This is a genomic window from Achromobacter xylosoxidans (assembly GCF_002192695.1).
GTDB lineage: Bacteria > Pseudomonadota > Gammaproteobacteria > Burkholderiales > Burkholderiaceae_B > Achromobacter > Achromobacter xylosoxidans_C.
Genome location: NZ_MTLG01000074.1, coordinates 129,689 through 144,076, shown reverse-complemented (window position 1 = coordinate 144,076; position 14,388 = coordinate 129,689). Strand labels below are relative to the sequence as shown.

Here is a 14,388-nt window from a genome sequence, read left to right as displayed (position 1 = left end):
GGGCGCGGGCCTTGGGCTATGATTTCTGGCACCGTCGAGCTTCAACAGCCCTGAGGTTTCCTGCCGTGCCCATACTGCCCGCCGAATGGAGCCTGTGCCTGCCCATGCTGCCTTCGCTGCGGCTGGGAAGCTGCGATCGGGACGGCAATCCCCACGTTTGCCGGGCCTTGGCCGCGGATATGCTGCCGGATGGCCGCATACTGGTGCTATTGGCCGAGCATGCCGCGCCGCTGGTCGTGGCCGCCATCCGCGAGACCGCCCAGGTCGCCATGCTGGCCACCTCGCCGCGCACCAACCGCACGCTGCATCTCAAAGGCCGCGATGCGCGCGTCGAGCCCGCCCTGGCCTCCCATGCCGAACTGCTGGCGTTGCGGCGCCATACGCTGACGCAGGAACTGGCCGAAGTCGACGGCTTCGCCGGAGCCCCTTTCCTGGATCATTGGTACGGGGTAGCGGTGCATGAATTGGTGGCGCTGCGCTACACCGTGGCGGGAGCCTGGAACCAGACGCCGGGCCCGCATGCCGGGCAGGCCGTGGAACTGGAGCCTGGCCCATGAGCGCATTGACCCTGCTGGCCGTTCGCCGCGTGCTGGATGGCGGCATTCCGCCCACCTTGTGCAGCGTCTCGGCCGACGGCATCCCCCATGTCAATCTGCTGTCGCACGTGGAGTACGTGGATGGCGGCCACGTGGCGTTGACCTTCCAGTTCTTCAACCGCAGCCGGGAGAACATTCTCGCCACGGGACGCGCCAGCCTGATGGTGGAAGACCCCTGCACCGGGGGCAGCCTGGCCCTGCAATTACGCTATCTGCGCACCGAAACCGAAGGCCCGGTGTTCGAGCGCCTGCGCGCCAAACTGGCCGGCATTGCGGCGCATACCGGCATGGAGCATGTGTTCCGCCTGCGGGGCGCCGACATCTACGAGGTGCTGGATATCCGGCCCATGCACAGCGGCGCGCCGCTATCCACGCTGCAGCCGCGCTGCGACCTGGCTGCCGGCGCGAGGGCAGTGTCGGCGCGGCTTGCCGAGTGCGGCGAGCTGAGCCTGTTGCCTCAGGTCGCCATGGACGGCTTGCGCCGCGACCTGGCCGTGAACCACGCCATCCTTTGGCTGCTGGATGAGCAGCGCCAGACCCTGTATACCCTGGCCAGCATGGGTTATGCCCAGCAGGGCGTCGGTGCCGAAGTGCCGCTGGCCGAGGCCGGCCTGGCAGGCGTGGCCGCGCGCGAAGGCGTGGCGCTGCGCATCGGCCATATGGCGCGCATGTACCGGTATGGCCGCACCTTGCATCAGATGGCCAGCGGCCAGGGGCCGATCGAAGGCGAACCCATCGCGTTGCCAGGACTGGCCACTCCCTGCAGCCAGTTGGCCGTGCCGTTGCGTGCGCGCGGGCGCACCGTGGGCGCGCTGCTGGTCGAAAGCGAGAGCGACCAGTTCTTCGGATATGACGACGAGGACGCATTGGCGGTGTTGTGCGCGCAGCTGGCTCAGGCGCTGCTCACGCTGCAAGGCGCCGAGCTGGATGCGGGTGCGCCGCTGCCGGACGATGCGCGGATTGGTCCGCTGGCTCAGCCGGGCGCGCCCCTCAGCCTGCGCTACTTTCCGCGCGATGGCACGGTCTTCATCGACGGGCAATACCTGATCAAGGGCGTGGCGGGAGCGATCCTGTGGAAGCTTGCCTGCGATGCGCAGCGTCACGGCCGCTGGGGCTTTTCCACGCGGGAACTGCGGTTGGCCGGAAGCGCTTTGGGACTGCCCGACGTGCAGGACAACCTCGGCGTGCGCCTGCTGCTGTTGCAGCGTCGCCTGGCTGACTGGGGGGGGGCCCTGCAGATCCGCAAGCTGCGCCGGGGCTGCTATGAACTGGTGCCGGGCAGGGCGCTGTTGCTGGAGTCCGCGGGCGGGCTAGCGGCTTGATTCCTGCCGGGGAGGTATCAGCCTTTTGGCTGCGAATCACAGGTGATCGCGACCCGGAATGCGGCGCTACACTGAAAGATCCAGGGTCCCTCGACATCAATGGAGTTTTTCATGAAAAAGTCCATACGCCCCTGTACCGCGACGCTTCTTTCCCTGTTCTGCCTGTGCGCTGCCGCACAGACGGTAACGCCGCTCAAAGGGCAGTCGCCCCAAACCACCCAGCAAGACATCAGCGCATGCCAGGCTCTGGCGGGCAGCGGCGCCAGCACCAGCACGAACGATCCTAAATCTGGCGGGCGCGTCCGTGGCGCAGCAGCCGGCGCGGCAGCGGGCGCGGCGGTAGCCGGCGCGCGCGGCAATCAGCACGAGGAGGTCTACGACCGGATGAGCGATGACGCCAAGCAGCAATACCGGCAGAACCAGGCCAAGGACGCGGCGGCGGCAGGGATGGTCGTGGGCGGTTCGCGGCAACGGCAGGACCGCCGCCAGGATCGAGCCGAAGCGTCGCAGCAGAACGCGGCAGCCGCCTCCACGTATAGCACTTGCATGCAGCAGCGCGGGTATCAAGTGGCGCCGTGATCCGCGAGGGTTGCAGGACTGACCGATGAACGGCGCGGGGCGGCTTTGAATTGCGACTGAGAATAAATCTCAGTACAATCCGGCCACTTTCAAACGACCTGCGCCGCATGAGCCGCAACCCTTTGCTGGCGTCCAACACGACGCCCGCATCCGCCGACGACACGAACGGAAACGCCAGCGCGATCGCCAAAGCCTACGCGCGCTGGCGGCTGCCGCTCATGCGCGGCCTGGCCCGATTCAAGGGCAGCATTGGCAGCGCCGAAGATGCGCTGCACGATGGCGTCGTCAAATGGGTGGCGGCCAGTCCTGCGTTGGAGTCCACGGATGAGCAGGGAGCCTACTTGCGCAGGACGGTGTTGAACGGCGTGGCCGACGAGTTCCGCGAGCGCAAGGCGGGCCGGCGGCTGCAGACGGTGTCGTTCGATGAGGCCGAAGAGAACGTGCAGGCGCTGGCGGCGGGCGAAGCTTCGTGTCCCATGCGCGCGGCGGCGCATCAACAGCGCCTGGAGCGGCTGGGCGCTGCCTTGCAGGAACTTCCCGAGCGCCAGCGCGAAGCTTTTGTGCTGTGCCGTTTCGACGGGCTGACACAGGACGAAGTCGCGGCCCGCATGCAGATATCGCGGCGCATGGTCGTCAAGCATCTGGCGCGCGCCATCGCCTACTGCGAGGTCCGGGTGCACTATGCTACGGTTGCGCAGATGCAGCAATTGCATCGGCCCGCTGGCGATGACGCCGGCCTGGACAATAACAACAATAGCGATTCCGCCTCGTCATGACCGACCCGTCTTCCTCCGCTACGCCGGACACGCTTGCCTTGCACGAGGCGGCGGCCGAGTGGCTGGTGCGCCGCCAGGACGCCAGCTGGTCGGACGCTGACGAGCAGGAGTTGCATGCCTGGCTGGCTGCCAAGCCCGCGCACCGGCAGGCGTATTCGCGGGTATCGCGCACCTGGGAGGATCTGTCGCAGGCGCCCCGGCCCGCGCTGGCCTCCGACGGGCAGGCGGCTGCCCGGCCGTCCAGGCCCTTGCCACGCAAGACCCCGCGGACGGCGTCTGGCCGCCGCGCCGTCCAGCCGGGGTTCTGGGGGGCGCTGCTGGGGCAGCCCGTGTTTTCCAAGACCTTCGCCGCCGCCTGTGCGGCGCTGATCGTGGGCGGCGGCTACGGCTGGTATCGCTGGGACAACACGCCGGGCTATGTGCTGAGCGTGAGCACGGCGGCGGGAGAGGTGCGTCAGCTGGACCTGCCCGACGGCTCCCATGTTGCGCTGAATTTCGGCAGCACGCTGGAGGTCCGCTACTACCCGCGGCGCCGCGAGCTGGTGCTGAACCAGGGCGAAGGGTTTTTCGACGTGGCGCCGGACACAGATCGGCCATTCACCGTCGATGCCCGCCAGAGCCGGATCACGGTGGTGGGCACGGCTTTCAACGTGCGCAACACGCCAGAGGACGTCATCGTCAAGGTGTCGCACGGCCGGGTGCGTGTGCAGCCCGACCGCGACAAGTCCACGCCGGAACTGTCGCTAGGCGCCGAACAAGGCGTGACCGTGAATGCGCGAAACGCCACCTATCAGGCGGTGGCGGCGGTGCCGGACGGCGTGGGCGGATGGCGCAATGGCCGTCTGGTGTACCGGCGCACGCCGCTGGGCGAAGTGGCCCAGGAAGTCGCCCAGTACCTGGGCAAGCCGGTGGCGCTGGGCAGTCCGGGCCTTACGTCCCTGCCGGTCTCGGGCTTTGCCGCGACCAATGCGCCCGCTGCGTTCCTGGAAGCCCTGCCGGATCTGCTGCCGGTGCAGGTCAAGCGCGCGCCCGGCGGCGGCTACCTGATCCTGGATCGCTGAGCTTCCAGGCGTCTACCTGAAAATTATTTTTATTTACATGCGGTGCGCGGGTTCCCAATCCCGTCCCGGAATCCGTTTACTCCCGCAAGGCCGGTAGCGGCCAACAACGATGGAGCGGGAATGGCACGGGGATTGTTGAAGGACGCGCTTGCTGGCGGCGCGTTGACGGCGGGCATGCAACTCAGGGCCATGCCGGTGATGGTGGCATGCGCGCTGGCAGCGCTGGCGTCGCCCGCCGCGGTGCACGCGCAGCAGCAGGCGGCGCAAGTGGATTTCAGCATTGCGGCTCAGCCGCTGGAACATGCCTTGAGGCTGTTCTCGGAACAGTCCCGGCATCAGGTGCTGTTCGATGAAGCCGTGGTGGCGGGCAAGCGCGCGCCGGCGGTCAACGGCCGCTACACGCCGCGGGAAGCGCTGGATCAGTTGCTGGCCGGCGCCAACGTGCGCGTGAACAGCGCCAGGCCGAACGTGTACACCTTGACGGCCGTCGGGCAATCCTCGGGCGATGCGGTGACGCTGCAATCGGTGACGGTCAGCGGCAGCGGCGTGGGCAATCCGACCACCGAAGGAACCGGCTCGTACACCAGCGACGCCATCACGATCAGCAAGATGACGCAGTCGGTCCGCGAAACGCCGCAGTCGGTCAGCGTGCTCACGCGCCAATTGCTGGACGACAAGAACCTGACCACGCTGGACGAGGCGCTGGCGCAGACCACCGGCGTGACGAAGACGGCAAGAAACTTCGGCAACCACAAATTCTCGATCCGCGGCTTCACGGTGGACGACAACAACTATCTGGTCGACGGCGTGGCTGGCGTGGTCTATGCACCGGTGGGCTGGCTGCCCATCGACACCGCCGTGTTCGACCGGGTCGAAGTGCTGCGCGGCGCGGCAGGCTTGATGCTGGGCTCGGCGGACCCCAGCGGCGCGATCAACATGGTGCGCAAGCGTCCGCGCGGCGAAGGCCATTTCGAGGGCGCCACCACGGTGGGATCCTGGGACAACTACCGCATGGAACTCGATGGCGGCGGCCCGCTCAACGAGTCCGGCACGGTGCGCGGCCGCCTGGTGACCGCGTACCAGGACCGCCATTACTTCTACGATGGCACGAAGTCGAAATCGCCCCTGGTCTACGGCGTGATCGACGCCGATCTGGGGCGCGACACGACGCTGACGTTTGGGGCGCGCCATCAGGCCACCGACACGGACGGCTATTGGCTGTTCGGTCTGCCGCGCTATACCGATGGCGGCGCGCTGGACGTTTCGCGCTCAACCTCGCTGATCCAGGATTGGAACCGGCAGAAAGGCCAGGTGAACGAAGTATTCGCCGAAGCCGAGCACCGGTTCAACCAGGACTGGAAGGCGCGCCTGTCGCTCAACCATACCGAGGTCGACCTGGATCAACGTGTGGCCATTCCGATCGGCGGCGTGGATCGGGCGACCGGCGTGGGCTCGCGTTTCTACACCATTTATTTCAACGATGCGCGCGTGAAGAGCGATGGCATCGACCTGAACACCACGGGTGGTTTCCAGGCGCTGGGGGGCACGCACCAGGTCCTGCTCGGCGCCAGCTGGTCGCGCCAGCGCACCAACCAGAAATGGGCGTATCTGGACAGCGACACGCCCATCAATGTGTATGACCCTGACCATTCCTCCATTCCGCAACCGGCGCGTCCGGCCTGGGACGGCGGGGAAACGTCGCGGTTGGAGCAGACAAGCCTGTACGGCAGCATGCGGCTGCAACTGGCGGATCCGCTGCACTTGCTGCTGGGCGGCAAGTTCAGTTGGCTGAAGTACCGGTCGGACGATGGGCTGACCGGCAAGAGAACCCGGGACTATGAGCAGAAGCACGAATTCACGCCCTATGCCGGACTGGTCTATGACCTGGACCAGCAATGGTCCGTCTACACCAGCTATGCGGACACCTACCAGCCGCAGAGCACCTACGTAACGTCTTCGGGCAAGCCGCTGGACCCGTCCATCGGCGCCAACTACGAGGCGGGCGTGAAGGGCGAGCTCTACGACGGACGCCTGAACGTGTCCGCGGCGGTGTTCGCCGTGAAGAAGTCCGGCATTGCGGTGGAAGACATGGCGGCGACGGGCAGCTGCCCGGGCTCGCTGGCTTCGCCCAACTGCTATCGCAACGGCGGCACGCTGCGCAGCAAGGGCTTTGAGCTGGAAGCCAGCGGCGAACTGTCGCCGGGCTGGCAGGTGATGGCCGGCTACACCTACGTCACCAGCCGCGACGACGAAGGCGAGACGATCAGCGCGGAAACCCCGCGCCATCTGTTCCGCCTGTCCACCACGTACCAGCTGCCCGGCCGCTGGAATGCCTTCAGCGTCGGCGGCGGCGTGTCGGCGCAAAGCGGCTACTCGTACAAGGCCTACGACGACATGTCGGTGCGGATGGGCGCGCCCGGCCGCGCCGTGTGGGACCTGCGCGCGGGTTATCGCATCAACAAGCACTGGTCCGCCAGCCTGAACGTGGCGAACGCGTTCGACAAGGACTACTACGGCATGGTCAGCCAGATCCGGCGCGGCAACCACTATGGCGAGCCTCGCAACGTGATGCTGACCTTGCGGGGAACGCTGTGACCGGCAATGCCGCAGGCGAGGCTTGCGGCCGCTTGCGGATCCAGTCGTGAAGGGGGGATTCCGACAGAGCATGTCCTGGCTGCACACCTGGTGCGGCCTGACCTGCGGCTGGCTGCTGTGCGCGATCTTCCTGACCGGCACGCTCAGCGTGTTCCGGGAACCCATCACGCGCTGGATGGAAGCGGGGCCGCCGGCCAGTCCCGCCGCCGAGAGCGCGGACGCCCGGCAGTGGCTGCCGCGCGCCACGCAGGAGCTGTCGTCCCGCGCCGCGGCGGCCGCCGAGTGGGACATTTCCTTGCCGGCCCGGCCCGGCTGGCCCGTGCAGCTGTCCTGGCGCACCGACGACGGCGCACGCCACGATATCTGGCTGGACTCGCGCACAGGCGCGGTGCAGCCGCCGCCCCAGATACGCGAGACCGAGGGCGGTCGGCATTTCATGTCCTTCCATTACACCTTGCACGGCGGCCTGCCGGGCTACTGGCTGGTGGGCTGGATATCCATGTGCATGCTGGTCGCGCTGGTCTCGGGCGTGGTGGTGCACAAGCGCATCTTCAAGGACTTCTTTACCTTCCGTCCGGGCAAGGGACTACGCAGCTGGCTGGACGCGCACAATGCCACGGCGGTGCTGACGCTGCCGTTCCTCTTCATGATCGGCTACACGGGGCTGGCGTTCTTCTACACCAGCTACATGCCTTGGCCGTTGCACGCGGTGTATGGCGGGGATGCAGGCGCCTATCGCCGCTACCAGGCCGAGCTGGCGCCTGCGCCGGCGGAGCCTCGCATTGCGGGGCCCGGTTTGAGGGGAGTTCCGGATCTGTACCCCTTGCTGTCGCAGGCGCGCGCGCTGACCGGGCAGGAGGCGGCGCGCATCACCATCGATCGTCCGGGTGACGCGGGCAGCATCGTCCAGGTGTTCGGCCGCAAGCCCCTGGCCGGCGCGGCGCCGCACCTGCTCACCGACGCCAGCCGCGTCGCATTCGATGCGGCAAGCGCAGCGGTCCTGCAGGTCGCGCCCGCGCATCACGAGGGGTTTGAAGCCAGGCAGGTCCACGAGACCATCGAAGCCCTGCACAAGGCGGACTTCGGCGGATGGACCATCAAGTGGCTGTACTTCTTCAGCGGCCTGATGGGCACCGCCATGATCGCCATCGGCACGTTGCTGTACTCCATCAAGCGGCGCAAGAAGAGCGAGCATGAGTTCGGCGCGGCCACGGCGCGGGTCTATCGGTGCGTGGAAGCCCTGAACGTTGCGGCGCTGGCGGGTATTGCCGTGGCAAGCATCGCCTACTTTTACGGCAACCGCCTGATCCCCGCCGCCTGGCCGGAACGCAGCGTCTGGGAGATCCGAGTTTTCTTCGCCGTGTGGGCCGCGACCCTGGTCCATGCGCTGTGGCGCGCGCCACGCAGCGCGTGGATCGAGCAACTGGCCGCGGCAGCGGTGCTCTGCCTCGGACTGCCGATACTGAACTGGGCGACGACGGGCCGGCACGCCTGGGCCCATGCCGCCCATGGAGAATGGCAGCAGGCGGCGGTGGAGATCACCGCGCTGGTATTTGGCCTGCTGCTGGCCTGCATGGCCCACGCGTTGCGGTGGCGCTGGAAGACTGCGCCGACGGCCGCCGCGCCGCCGTCGCGCAAGGCGCCGCCCGCCAGCCACGATGATGCAGCCCATCGTTGGGGGATCGCCAGCCGCGTGATGGCCGCGGCTGCAGGCGGCTACCTGCTGTCCGCCCTGGCGATGTCGGCCCTGGCGCTGGCGTGGCCCGCCATGGCCGGCGCATCGCCGGCCGTCGGCGTGCTGGCCGGAACGCTCTTGAGCTTTGTCGTCTACACGGCAATCGGCGTGGGCGTGTTCGGCGCCGGCAGCGCGGGACGGGCGTGGGCGCTGATGGCGTTGGCCAGCCTGGCGTCCGGCGCGGTGGTACTCGGTCTGCGCGCATAGAGGCGAGTTGCGCTATCCGTGGCTACCAGCGGGAAACGTCAGGAACGGTCGCCTATCGATCCCAACCGCGCCTGCATCAACTCCAGCAAGGCCCGAACCCGCGCAGTCACCGAATGCCGGTGGCTGTAAGCCCCCAGCAATTGCAGCGGCGCGGGCCGCAGATCCAGCGGCACTTCCACCAGGCGGCCCGCTGCAAGGTCTTCCTGGCAGCCGAAGGCCGCCAGTATCGCGAAACCTATGCCTTGCCGGGCGCCCGCGCCTGCCAGTTCGCCGCTGTTGACACGGTAGCGGCTGCGGACCGGCACTTTGACGATCTCGCCGGCGGCGTCGATGAATTGCCAGGGCTGTCCTTTCAGCGCGCTCAAGGTGGTGATGCAGGGCAGGGATCTGAGCTCCCTCACGTGGCGGGGCGTGCCGGTCCGGGCCAGCAAGCTGGGCGCCGCGACCACGATGCTGGGCAGGGTGGCCAGTTCGCGCGTGATGAAGGCGCTGTCGTCCTGGCGGCCGCGATGGAAGACGATGGCCAGGTCCACGTCCTCGTCGCGCAGCGATTCCAGACCGCTCATGCGCGTGTCGCATTCCAGTTCCACGCCGGGATGCAGGCTGCAGAACTCGGCAAGAATGGGCGCCAGCAGCCTGGGGGCTTCGCCGGGCATGCACATTCTCAACGGGCCGCGCAGCTCGCGTTGCACCGCGCCCAGCTCTTCCTCGGTGGCGAGCAGGGCGTCGAGCAGGGGTTTGGCGCGTTCGTACAGCAGCCTGCCGGCTTCCGTCATGCGCAGATGGCGGGTGCTGCGCTCCAGCAGGCGCACGCCCAGCCTGCGTTCCAGCGAGGCGACGTGGCGGCTGACGTTGGACGAGGGCAGGGCCAGCAGGCGGGCGGCGCCGGCGAAGCTCTGTTCATCGACGACCGCCGCATAGACGCGGACGGTGTTCAGGTCTAGGGCATCGCGCATGATTGTCCCGAATGAGGTAATAAATCAGCCTATTTTTACATGCTAGTTCTCAAAAATGGCGGAATCTAAGATGCCGTCAACGCCAGATAAACCGCCGCCGGCGGCGCGTCGAGGCGGGTTTTACAGGAGAGCGGCAGCGTGGAAATAGGAATACTGGGCGGCGGCATTGCAGGCTTGAGCGTGGCGCTGGCCTTGCGCAAGCAGGGGCACAGGCCCCGGGTGTATGAACGCAGGGCCGAGCCCGCGACTATGGGAGCCGGCGTGACGCTATGGCCCAATGCCGGCTTCGTGCTCCAGGAGCTGGGCTTGCTGCAGGATGTCGCGGCTGCCGGAGGCCGGCCGGTCGCGATGCACCGGCAGGACGCGGCGGGCAATCCGCTGGGCGGCCTGGATATCGCGCTGCTGGACCGGATGATGGGATATCCGACCCATACGATATTGCGCCGGGATCTGCTGGCGGTGCTGCTGGAAGCCGTGGCGGCGGCCGGAATTCCGGTCGCATATGGACACCGGGCGGTGGCAATCGATCCGGATGGCGACGGCCGGGCCGTGGCGCGGTTCGAGCATGGGCTGCACATCCGCCCGGACCTGCTCATCGGCGCCGACGGCCGCATGGATTCGGTGGCGCGCCGTTACGTCGCGGGCGATAACGCGCCGGTCTATCAGGGCTTCGTGAACTGGATCGGCGTGGCGCAGGCGGATGAGGCGCTGGTCGATGAAATCGCCATCCGGGACTATTGGGGCGCGGGCGAGCGCTTCGGCGCCGTGGCGGTGCGGCCCGGGCTGGTCTATTGGGCGGGAGCGCAGGCGCGGCCCTTGCGCGCGGCGGCGCCTGCCGCTGACCTGCGCAATGAGGTCGAGACCTTGTTCGGAGGATGGCCCGAGCCCGTCGCCCGCATCATCCGCGCGACGCCGGCCCATGCGGTCCGTCTGATCGCCGTGCATGACCTCGAGCCCCTGACAACCTGGAGCCGGGGCAACGTGCTGCTGGTGGGCGACGCGGCGCACGCGCCCTTGCCGACCTCGGGGCAGGGGGCATGCCAGGCCTTGGAGGATGCCTGGCATCTGGCCCGCTGCCTGGACGGCGCGGGCGATGGACTGGACGCGGCCTTGCTGCGCTTTGCGCAGATGCGCGCTCCCAAGACGGCGCAGTTGATCGAGCAGGCGCGGGTGTTCGCGCGCGGCCTGTTCGCCATCGATCCCGCGACCTGCCGCGAGCGGGACGAACGCGCCAAGGCCGGCGATCCCGTGCGTGACGCGCAGGCCCTGGCGGCAGGGTGGGCGCAGGGCCTGCCGATGCCGGGCCGAGGGCTGGGGGCTGTCCCGGGCGACGTAGGTTCCGGCAGTTTGTACCGGGTCTGATCGTCTTGGGCACGCGGCTTGCTGAGCGGACGGTCTGCCAGGACTGGAAGCAACACCATGCCGAGCACCAGCATTCCCCGCCGCCAGGCATCCCGGGCGCGGCCGCGCCGCGCCTCAGCCGGCCGCGCCAACCCGATCTTCCGCTTCTTTGACCATTTCGCCGCGCACGTGACCAGATGGGTGGGATCGCCCATTGCGTTCGGACTGGCGCTGATCGCCGTCATCGCCTGGGCCGCGTCGGGCCCGGCCTTCGGATACTCCGAAATCTGGCAGTTGGTGATCAATACCGGCACGACCATCGTGACGTTCCTGATGGTGTTCCTGATCCAGCAGAGCCAGAACAAGGACAGCGAGGCGCTGCACCTGAAGCTGGACGAGTTGCTGATCGCGCTGAAGGGCGCGGACGAGGGGCTGGTCGACGCCGAACGCCTGGACGAAGACAAGCTGCTGGCGTTGGCTGCAGCCTGCACCGCCCGCGCCCGGCGGGAACGCCGCCGCAAACGCACAAGGAGGGAGACATGAACGGAAACGGACCCTTGGTGCGCAAGGGGCAGTATGACGGTCCCCTGGCGCGAGGAGAGTTCCGCCTGCGTTTCATGCGGCGCTTTTACGATCCGGCATTCCTGGCCGAGCGTGACGCCCTGGAGCGCCTGGAGGCGATCGCCTGGGACGCCTACGAAACAGGCCGCAAGGCGCCCGTCACGGTCAAGGCCGGCGCGGCCTATGCCGATCCCGATTACGACCTTTCCGTGGAGTGGAAGGAAACGCGCGACCGCCTGGAGCGCGCCGCGGCGGCGCAACGGGATCCGCGGACGCCTTCGCGCGTCCTGGTCATCGTGGGCGCCGCGCGCAATGACGGCACCTGTCCGGGGGAGGTCTCCAAGAGCTGGCGTCTGGCGCGCATCGTCGTCAACGAGTTGCAGGCCGGCGCGATACAGACTGACATGCTGGACCTGAGCCGTTTGGTCTCGGAGTACGAATACCAGATCCATCCCTGCAAGGGCTGCGTATCGACCGCGATGCCCTTGTGCCATTGGCCGTGCAGTTGCTACCCGAATCACTCGCTGGGACAGTCCAATGACGCGATGGCGGGGATCTACGAGCAATGGGTCGCGGCCCATGGCGTGATCCTGGTGGCGCCCACGTACTGGTACCAATCGCCCAGCCCCTTGAAACTGATGATAGACAGGCTGGTGTGCGCCGACGGCGGCAATCCCGACCCCACCTTGACCGGCGGCAAGGATCCACTGAAGGCCAAGCAGGTCGAACTGGCCGGCTGGCCCTATCCCAAGCATCTGGCCGGCCGCGCCTACGGCCTGGTGGTGCACGGGGATGTGGCCGGCATCGAGGCGCAGCGGCGCGGGCTCGCCGACTGGCTGGACTGGATGGGGCTTGTGGACGCCGGCGCGGCGTCGCGCTTGGACCGCTACATCAGCTACTACCGTCCCTACGCCACCAGCCACGACGACCTGGACCAGGACCAGGCGGTGCAGCAGGAAGTGCGCAACGTGGCGCGGGCCATGGCTGATTTCCTGCCGCGCCTGCGGCGTGGCGACTTCCAAGGACTGGACCAGGGCATCCGCGATCCCAGGCCGAAGTAAACCGCAGTAGCATGAAGGCAGGATTCGACAGGAGGCCCCATGGAACACGCCAGATGGGATTTCGAGCTCGAGCGTCCGATCGAGGACCAGGGCAGTTGGAGCATAGGATACGTGCTGGTTCCGCCGGTCGCGGGAGAGCCCGAGGAACGCATCGCCGTCGAGGAGCGCTTCTCCTCGGCCCAGGTCGCGATCGACGAGGCGACGCGGCTGGCCCAGATCCACGTGGCGGACTTGAACGGCGATACAGCGTCGTTCGAGAAGCCAACGGACACGGAAGTGCCGTTCGGCAAGAATCCGCGTTTCTGAAGGCGCTTGAGCCGGCTTGCGGGCATGGCGCTTGCTGATGCCAGGCTGCGGTGGATTTCGCCGCGTTTCCTGACAGGTGCCGCGATGCCCCAGATCCAATTCGAGTTGGCCTTGCATCCGATAACGATGGCGTCGGCGCTGCCGCCCGGGACCGCGCCACGTCGCCCGCCGCCGCAGAACCCGGACGACGCCGGCGACAGCGCCCAGGGCGACGAGGTGCCCGACGAGGACATCGAGCCTGCCGACACGACGTCCGAGGACAACGCCGCCGAGGGGCCGGCCGACAGATAGTCTCGATACCCGAACTGCGCGCGGGCGCAATGCCGGCGCGCAGGGGCGGTTGCGGCCGCGCGGGCGCAGGCCCGGAACAGCGCGTCGGGGATCGGCGGGCGCCGCCGCGTCTAAAATGGCGCTCCCAATCGTTTCAAGGCGCGCCTTGCGCCGCCTGCCCAGGTTCCCGCCATGCAAGAAAACACGCCCGCCGCGCAACCGGCATCCGCAAAGCCGCAACGCCAGAGATTCGAGTCGCTCGCGGGTACGCTGCAAGCGCAGCGCGCCCGCCTCAGCCGCTGGCAGGCCGTGCTGCCGGAATACCAGAAGAAATACGAGGACGTGTTGGCGCCGCTGGAGACGGTAGAGGTCGAGCTGAAGGCCAAGCTGGTGGCCTGCTTCGACCACGCCTGCAAGCAGAAGGAGCTGACCAAGGCGGAGCGCGCCCTGGCGTCCGAGATTGCGGCACAGCTGGCGCAGGAGACGCTGGACGCCATCGTGCTGGACGGCACGCCGGCCGAGTGCGACACGGCCAGGTTGCAGGCCCTGTATCTCAAGCATGCCGGCTCGGACTACGACGGCGGCCTGGAAGACGGGCAGGACGAGGACGCCGAAGCGCCGCTGGCCAAGCCGGCGGACGGCGGAGCCGTGCCGGCTCCCGAGGTCCTGGCGGAAATCGAGGCCCTGGCCGCTGCCGGTCCCGACCAGCTGGCAGGCGTCGATGAAGACCGCTACGCCCAGTACAACCAGGCGCTGGACGCGCAACTCGCCAGGCTGGCCGGCGACATTGCGGCCGAGGAAAACGGCTTCAAGGCCAAGTACCATTTCGATCCCGCGCAATCCATAGACCCTTCCGAACTGATGGAAGACCTGGACGCGGAGATCGCCGACGCCGAGGAATACATAGGCGAACTCGAATTCGAGCTGTCGCAGTTCGTCGACATGCAGCAGGTCAAGGCCTGGCTCAAGGCCATGAAGCAGCAGCTGGCGGCCACGCGCCGGCGCGAAGGGCGCGGCTGAGG

General features: G+C 67.8%; 14 protein-coding genes. 13 read left to right on the top strand and 1 reads right to left on the bottom strand.

The annotated features are described in order from the left end of the window. The first annotated feature begins 65 nt into the window (after positions 1-65). The 7 genes from BRO63_RS14215 to BRO63_RS14185 all read left to right on the top strand — a co-directional run bounded on the left by BRO63_RS14215 (position 66) and on the right by BRO63_RS14185 (position 8,871). Positions 66-557 carry a hypothetical protein gene (locus tag BRO63_RS14215; protein WP_088140420.1) on the top strand — a complete coding sequence of 164 codons (492 nt, stop codon included), beginning with the start codon at positions 66-68 and terminating at the stop codon, positions 555-557. Next, positions 554-1,918, top strand: coding sequence for a GAF domain-containing protein (locus BRO63_RS14210; protein ID WP_088140419.1), 1,365 nt, complete (start codon positions 554-556; stop codon positions 1,916-1,918). The genes BRO63_RS14215 and BRO63_RS14210 overlap by 4 nt, the downstream gene beginning before the upstream one ends. A gap of 111 nt (positions 1,919-2,029) precedes the next feature. Continuing rightward, complete coding sequence (locus BRO63_RS14205; RefSeq protein WP_088140440.1) at positions 2,030-2,497, top strand: YMGG-like glycine zipper-containing protein; 468 nt, start codon at positions 2,030-2,032, stop codon at positions 2,495-2,497. A gap of 107 nt (positions 2,498-2,604) precedes the next feature. Beyond that, positions 2,605-3,273, top strand: a complete 669-nt coding sequence (locus tag BRO63_RS14200) for an RNA polymerase sigma factor (RefSeq protein ID WP_088140418.1) — start codon at positions 2,605-2,607, stop codon at positions 3,271-3,273. Continuing rightward, positions 3,270-4,334: a FecR family protein gene (locus tag BRO63_RS14195; RefSeq protein WP_088140417.1), complete on the top strand. Its 1,065-nt coding sequence runs from the start codon at positions 3,270-3,272 to the stop codon at positions 4,332-4,334. The genes BRO63_RS14200 and BRO63_RS14195 overlap by 4 nt, the downstream gene beginning before the upstream one ends. A gap of 120 nt (positions 4,335-4,454) precedes the next feature. Next, complete coding sequence (locus tag BRO63_RS14190) at positions 4,455-6,929, top strand: TonB-dependent siderophore receptor (RefSeq protein WP_088140416.1); 2,475 nt, start codon at positions 4,455-4,457, stop codon at positions 6,927-6,929. Between the two features lie 70 nt (positions 6,930-6,999). Next, the gene (locus tag BRO63_RS14185) at positions 7,000-8,871 is read left to right on the top strand and encodes a PepSY-associated TM helix domain-containing protein (protein ID WP_088140415.1); all 1,872 of its coding nucleotides are present in this window, start codon (positions 7,000-7,002) and stop codon (positions 8,869-8,871) included. Positions 8,872-8,909: 38 nt separating this feature from the next. On the opposite strand, the gene BRO63_RS14180 is transcribed toward BRO63_RS14185, so the two are convergent. Next, positions 8,910-9,827 (bottom strand): LysR family transcriptional regulator, encoded by a 918-nt coding sequence (locus BRO63_RS14180; protein ID WP_088140414.1) that lies wholly within the window; start codon positions 9,825-9,827, stop codon positions 8,910-8,912. A gap of 138 nt (positions 9,828-9,965) precedes the next feature. Between BRO63_RS14180 and BRO63_RS14175 the strand changes: the two genes are divergently transcribed. The 6 genes from BRO63_RS14175 (at position 9,966) to BRO63_RS14150 (ending at position 14,386) form a co-directional block, all read left to right on the top strand. After that, a complete protein-coding gene (locus BRO63_RS14175) occupies positions 9,966-11,189 on the top strand; it encodes an FAD-dependent monooxygenase (protein ID WP_088140413.1) in 1,224 nt (407 codons plus the stop codon). A gap of 57 nt (positions 11,190-11,246) precedes the next feature. Further along, entirely contained in the window at positions 11,247-11,711 is a 465-nt protein-coding gene (locus tag BRO63_RS14170) for a low affinity iron permease family protein (protein WP_256943307.1), read from the top strand. Then, positions 11,708-12,790 carry a flavodoxin family protein gene (locus BRO63_RS14165; RefSeq protein WP_088140412.1) on the top strand — a complete coding sequence of 361 codons (1,083 nt, stop codon included), beginning with the start codon at positions 11,708-11,710 and terminating at the stop codon, positions 12,788-12,790. Before BRO63_RS14170 ends, BRO63_RS14165 begins: the two co-directional genes overlap by 4 nt. 39 nt (positions 12,791-12,829) lie before the next feature. Continuing rightward, positions 12,830-13,096: a hypothetical protein gene (locus tag BRO63_RS14160; RefSeq protein WP_088140411.1), complete on the top strand. Its 267-nt coding sequence runs from the start codon at positions 12,830-12,832 to the stop codon at positions 13,094-13,096. 84 nt (positions 13,097-13,180) lie between these two features. Then, positions 13,181-13,387 carry a hypothetical protein gene (locus tag BRO63_RS14155; RefSeq protein ID WP_143219475.1) on the top strand — a complete coding sequence of 69 codons (207 nt, stop codon included), beginning with the start codon at positions 13,181-13,183 and terminating at the stop codon, positions 13,385-13,387. Positions 13,388-13,558: 171 nt separating this feature from the next. Then, complete coding sequence (locus BRO63_RS14150; RefSeq protein WP_088140409.1) at positions 13,559-14,386, top strand: hypothetical protein; 828 nt, start codon at positions 13,559-13,561, stop codon at positions 14,384-14,386. The last annotated feature ends 2 nt before the right edge of the window (positions 14,387-14,388 follow it).

What these genes read in the sequence shown, in the direction of transcription:
- BRO63_RS14210 (WP_088140419.1), top strand. Translation starts at nt 554, where the DNA reads ATGAGCGCATTGACCCTGCTGGCCGTTCGCCGCGTGCTGGATGGCGGC.
- BRO63_RS14205 (WP_088140440.1), top strand. Translation starts at nt 2,030, where the DNA reads ATGAAAAAGTCCATACGCCCCTGTACCGCGACGCTTCTTTCCCTGTTC.
- BRO63_RS14200 (WP_088140418.1), top strand. Translation starts at nt 2,605, where the DNA reads ATGAGCCGCAACCCTTTGCTGGCGTCCAACACGACGCCCGCATCCGCC.
- BRO63_RS14195 (WP_088140417.1), top strand. Translation starts at nt 3,270, where the DNA reads ATGACCGACCCGTCTTCCTCCGCTACGCCGGACACGCTTGCCTTGCAC.
- BRO63_RS14190 (WP_088140416.1), top strand. Translation starts at nt 4,455, where the DNA reads ATGGCACGGGGATTGTTGAAGGACGCGCTTGCTGGCGGCGCGTTGACG.
- BRO63_RS14185 (WP_088140415.1), top strand. Translation starts at nt 7,000, where the DNA reads ATGTCCTGGCTGCACACCTGGTGCGGCCTGACCTGCGGCTGGCTGCTG.
- BRO63_RS14180 (WP_088140414.1), bottom strand. Translation starts at nt 9,827, where the DNA reads ATGCGCGATGCCCTAGACCTGAACACCGTCCGCGTCTATGCGGCGGTC.
- BRO63_RS14170 (WP_256943307.1), top strand. Translation starts at nt 11,247, where the DNA reads ATGCCGAGCACCAGCATTCCCCGCCGCCAGGCATCCCGGGCGCGGCCG.
- BRO63_RS14165 (WP_088140412.1), top strand. Translation starts at nt 11,708, where the DNA reads ATGAACGGAAACGGACCCTTGGTGCGCAAGGGGCAGTATGACGGTCCC.
- BRO63_RS14160 (WP_088140411.1), top strand. Translation starts at nt 12,830, where the DNA reads ATGGAACACGCCAGATGGGATTTCGAGCTCGAGCGTCCGATCGAGGAC.
- BRO63_RS14155 (WP_143219475.1), top strand. Translation starts at nt 13,181, where the DNA reads ATGCCCCAGATCCAATTCGAGTTGGCCTTGCATCCGATAACGATGGCG.
- BRO63_RS14150 (WP_088140409.1), top strand. Translation starts at nt 13,559, where the DNA reads ATGCAAGAAAACACGCCCGCCGCGCAACCGGCATCCGCAAAGCCGCAA.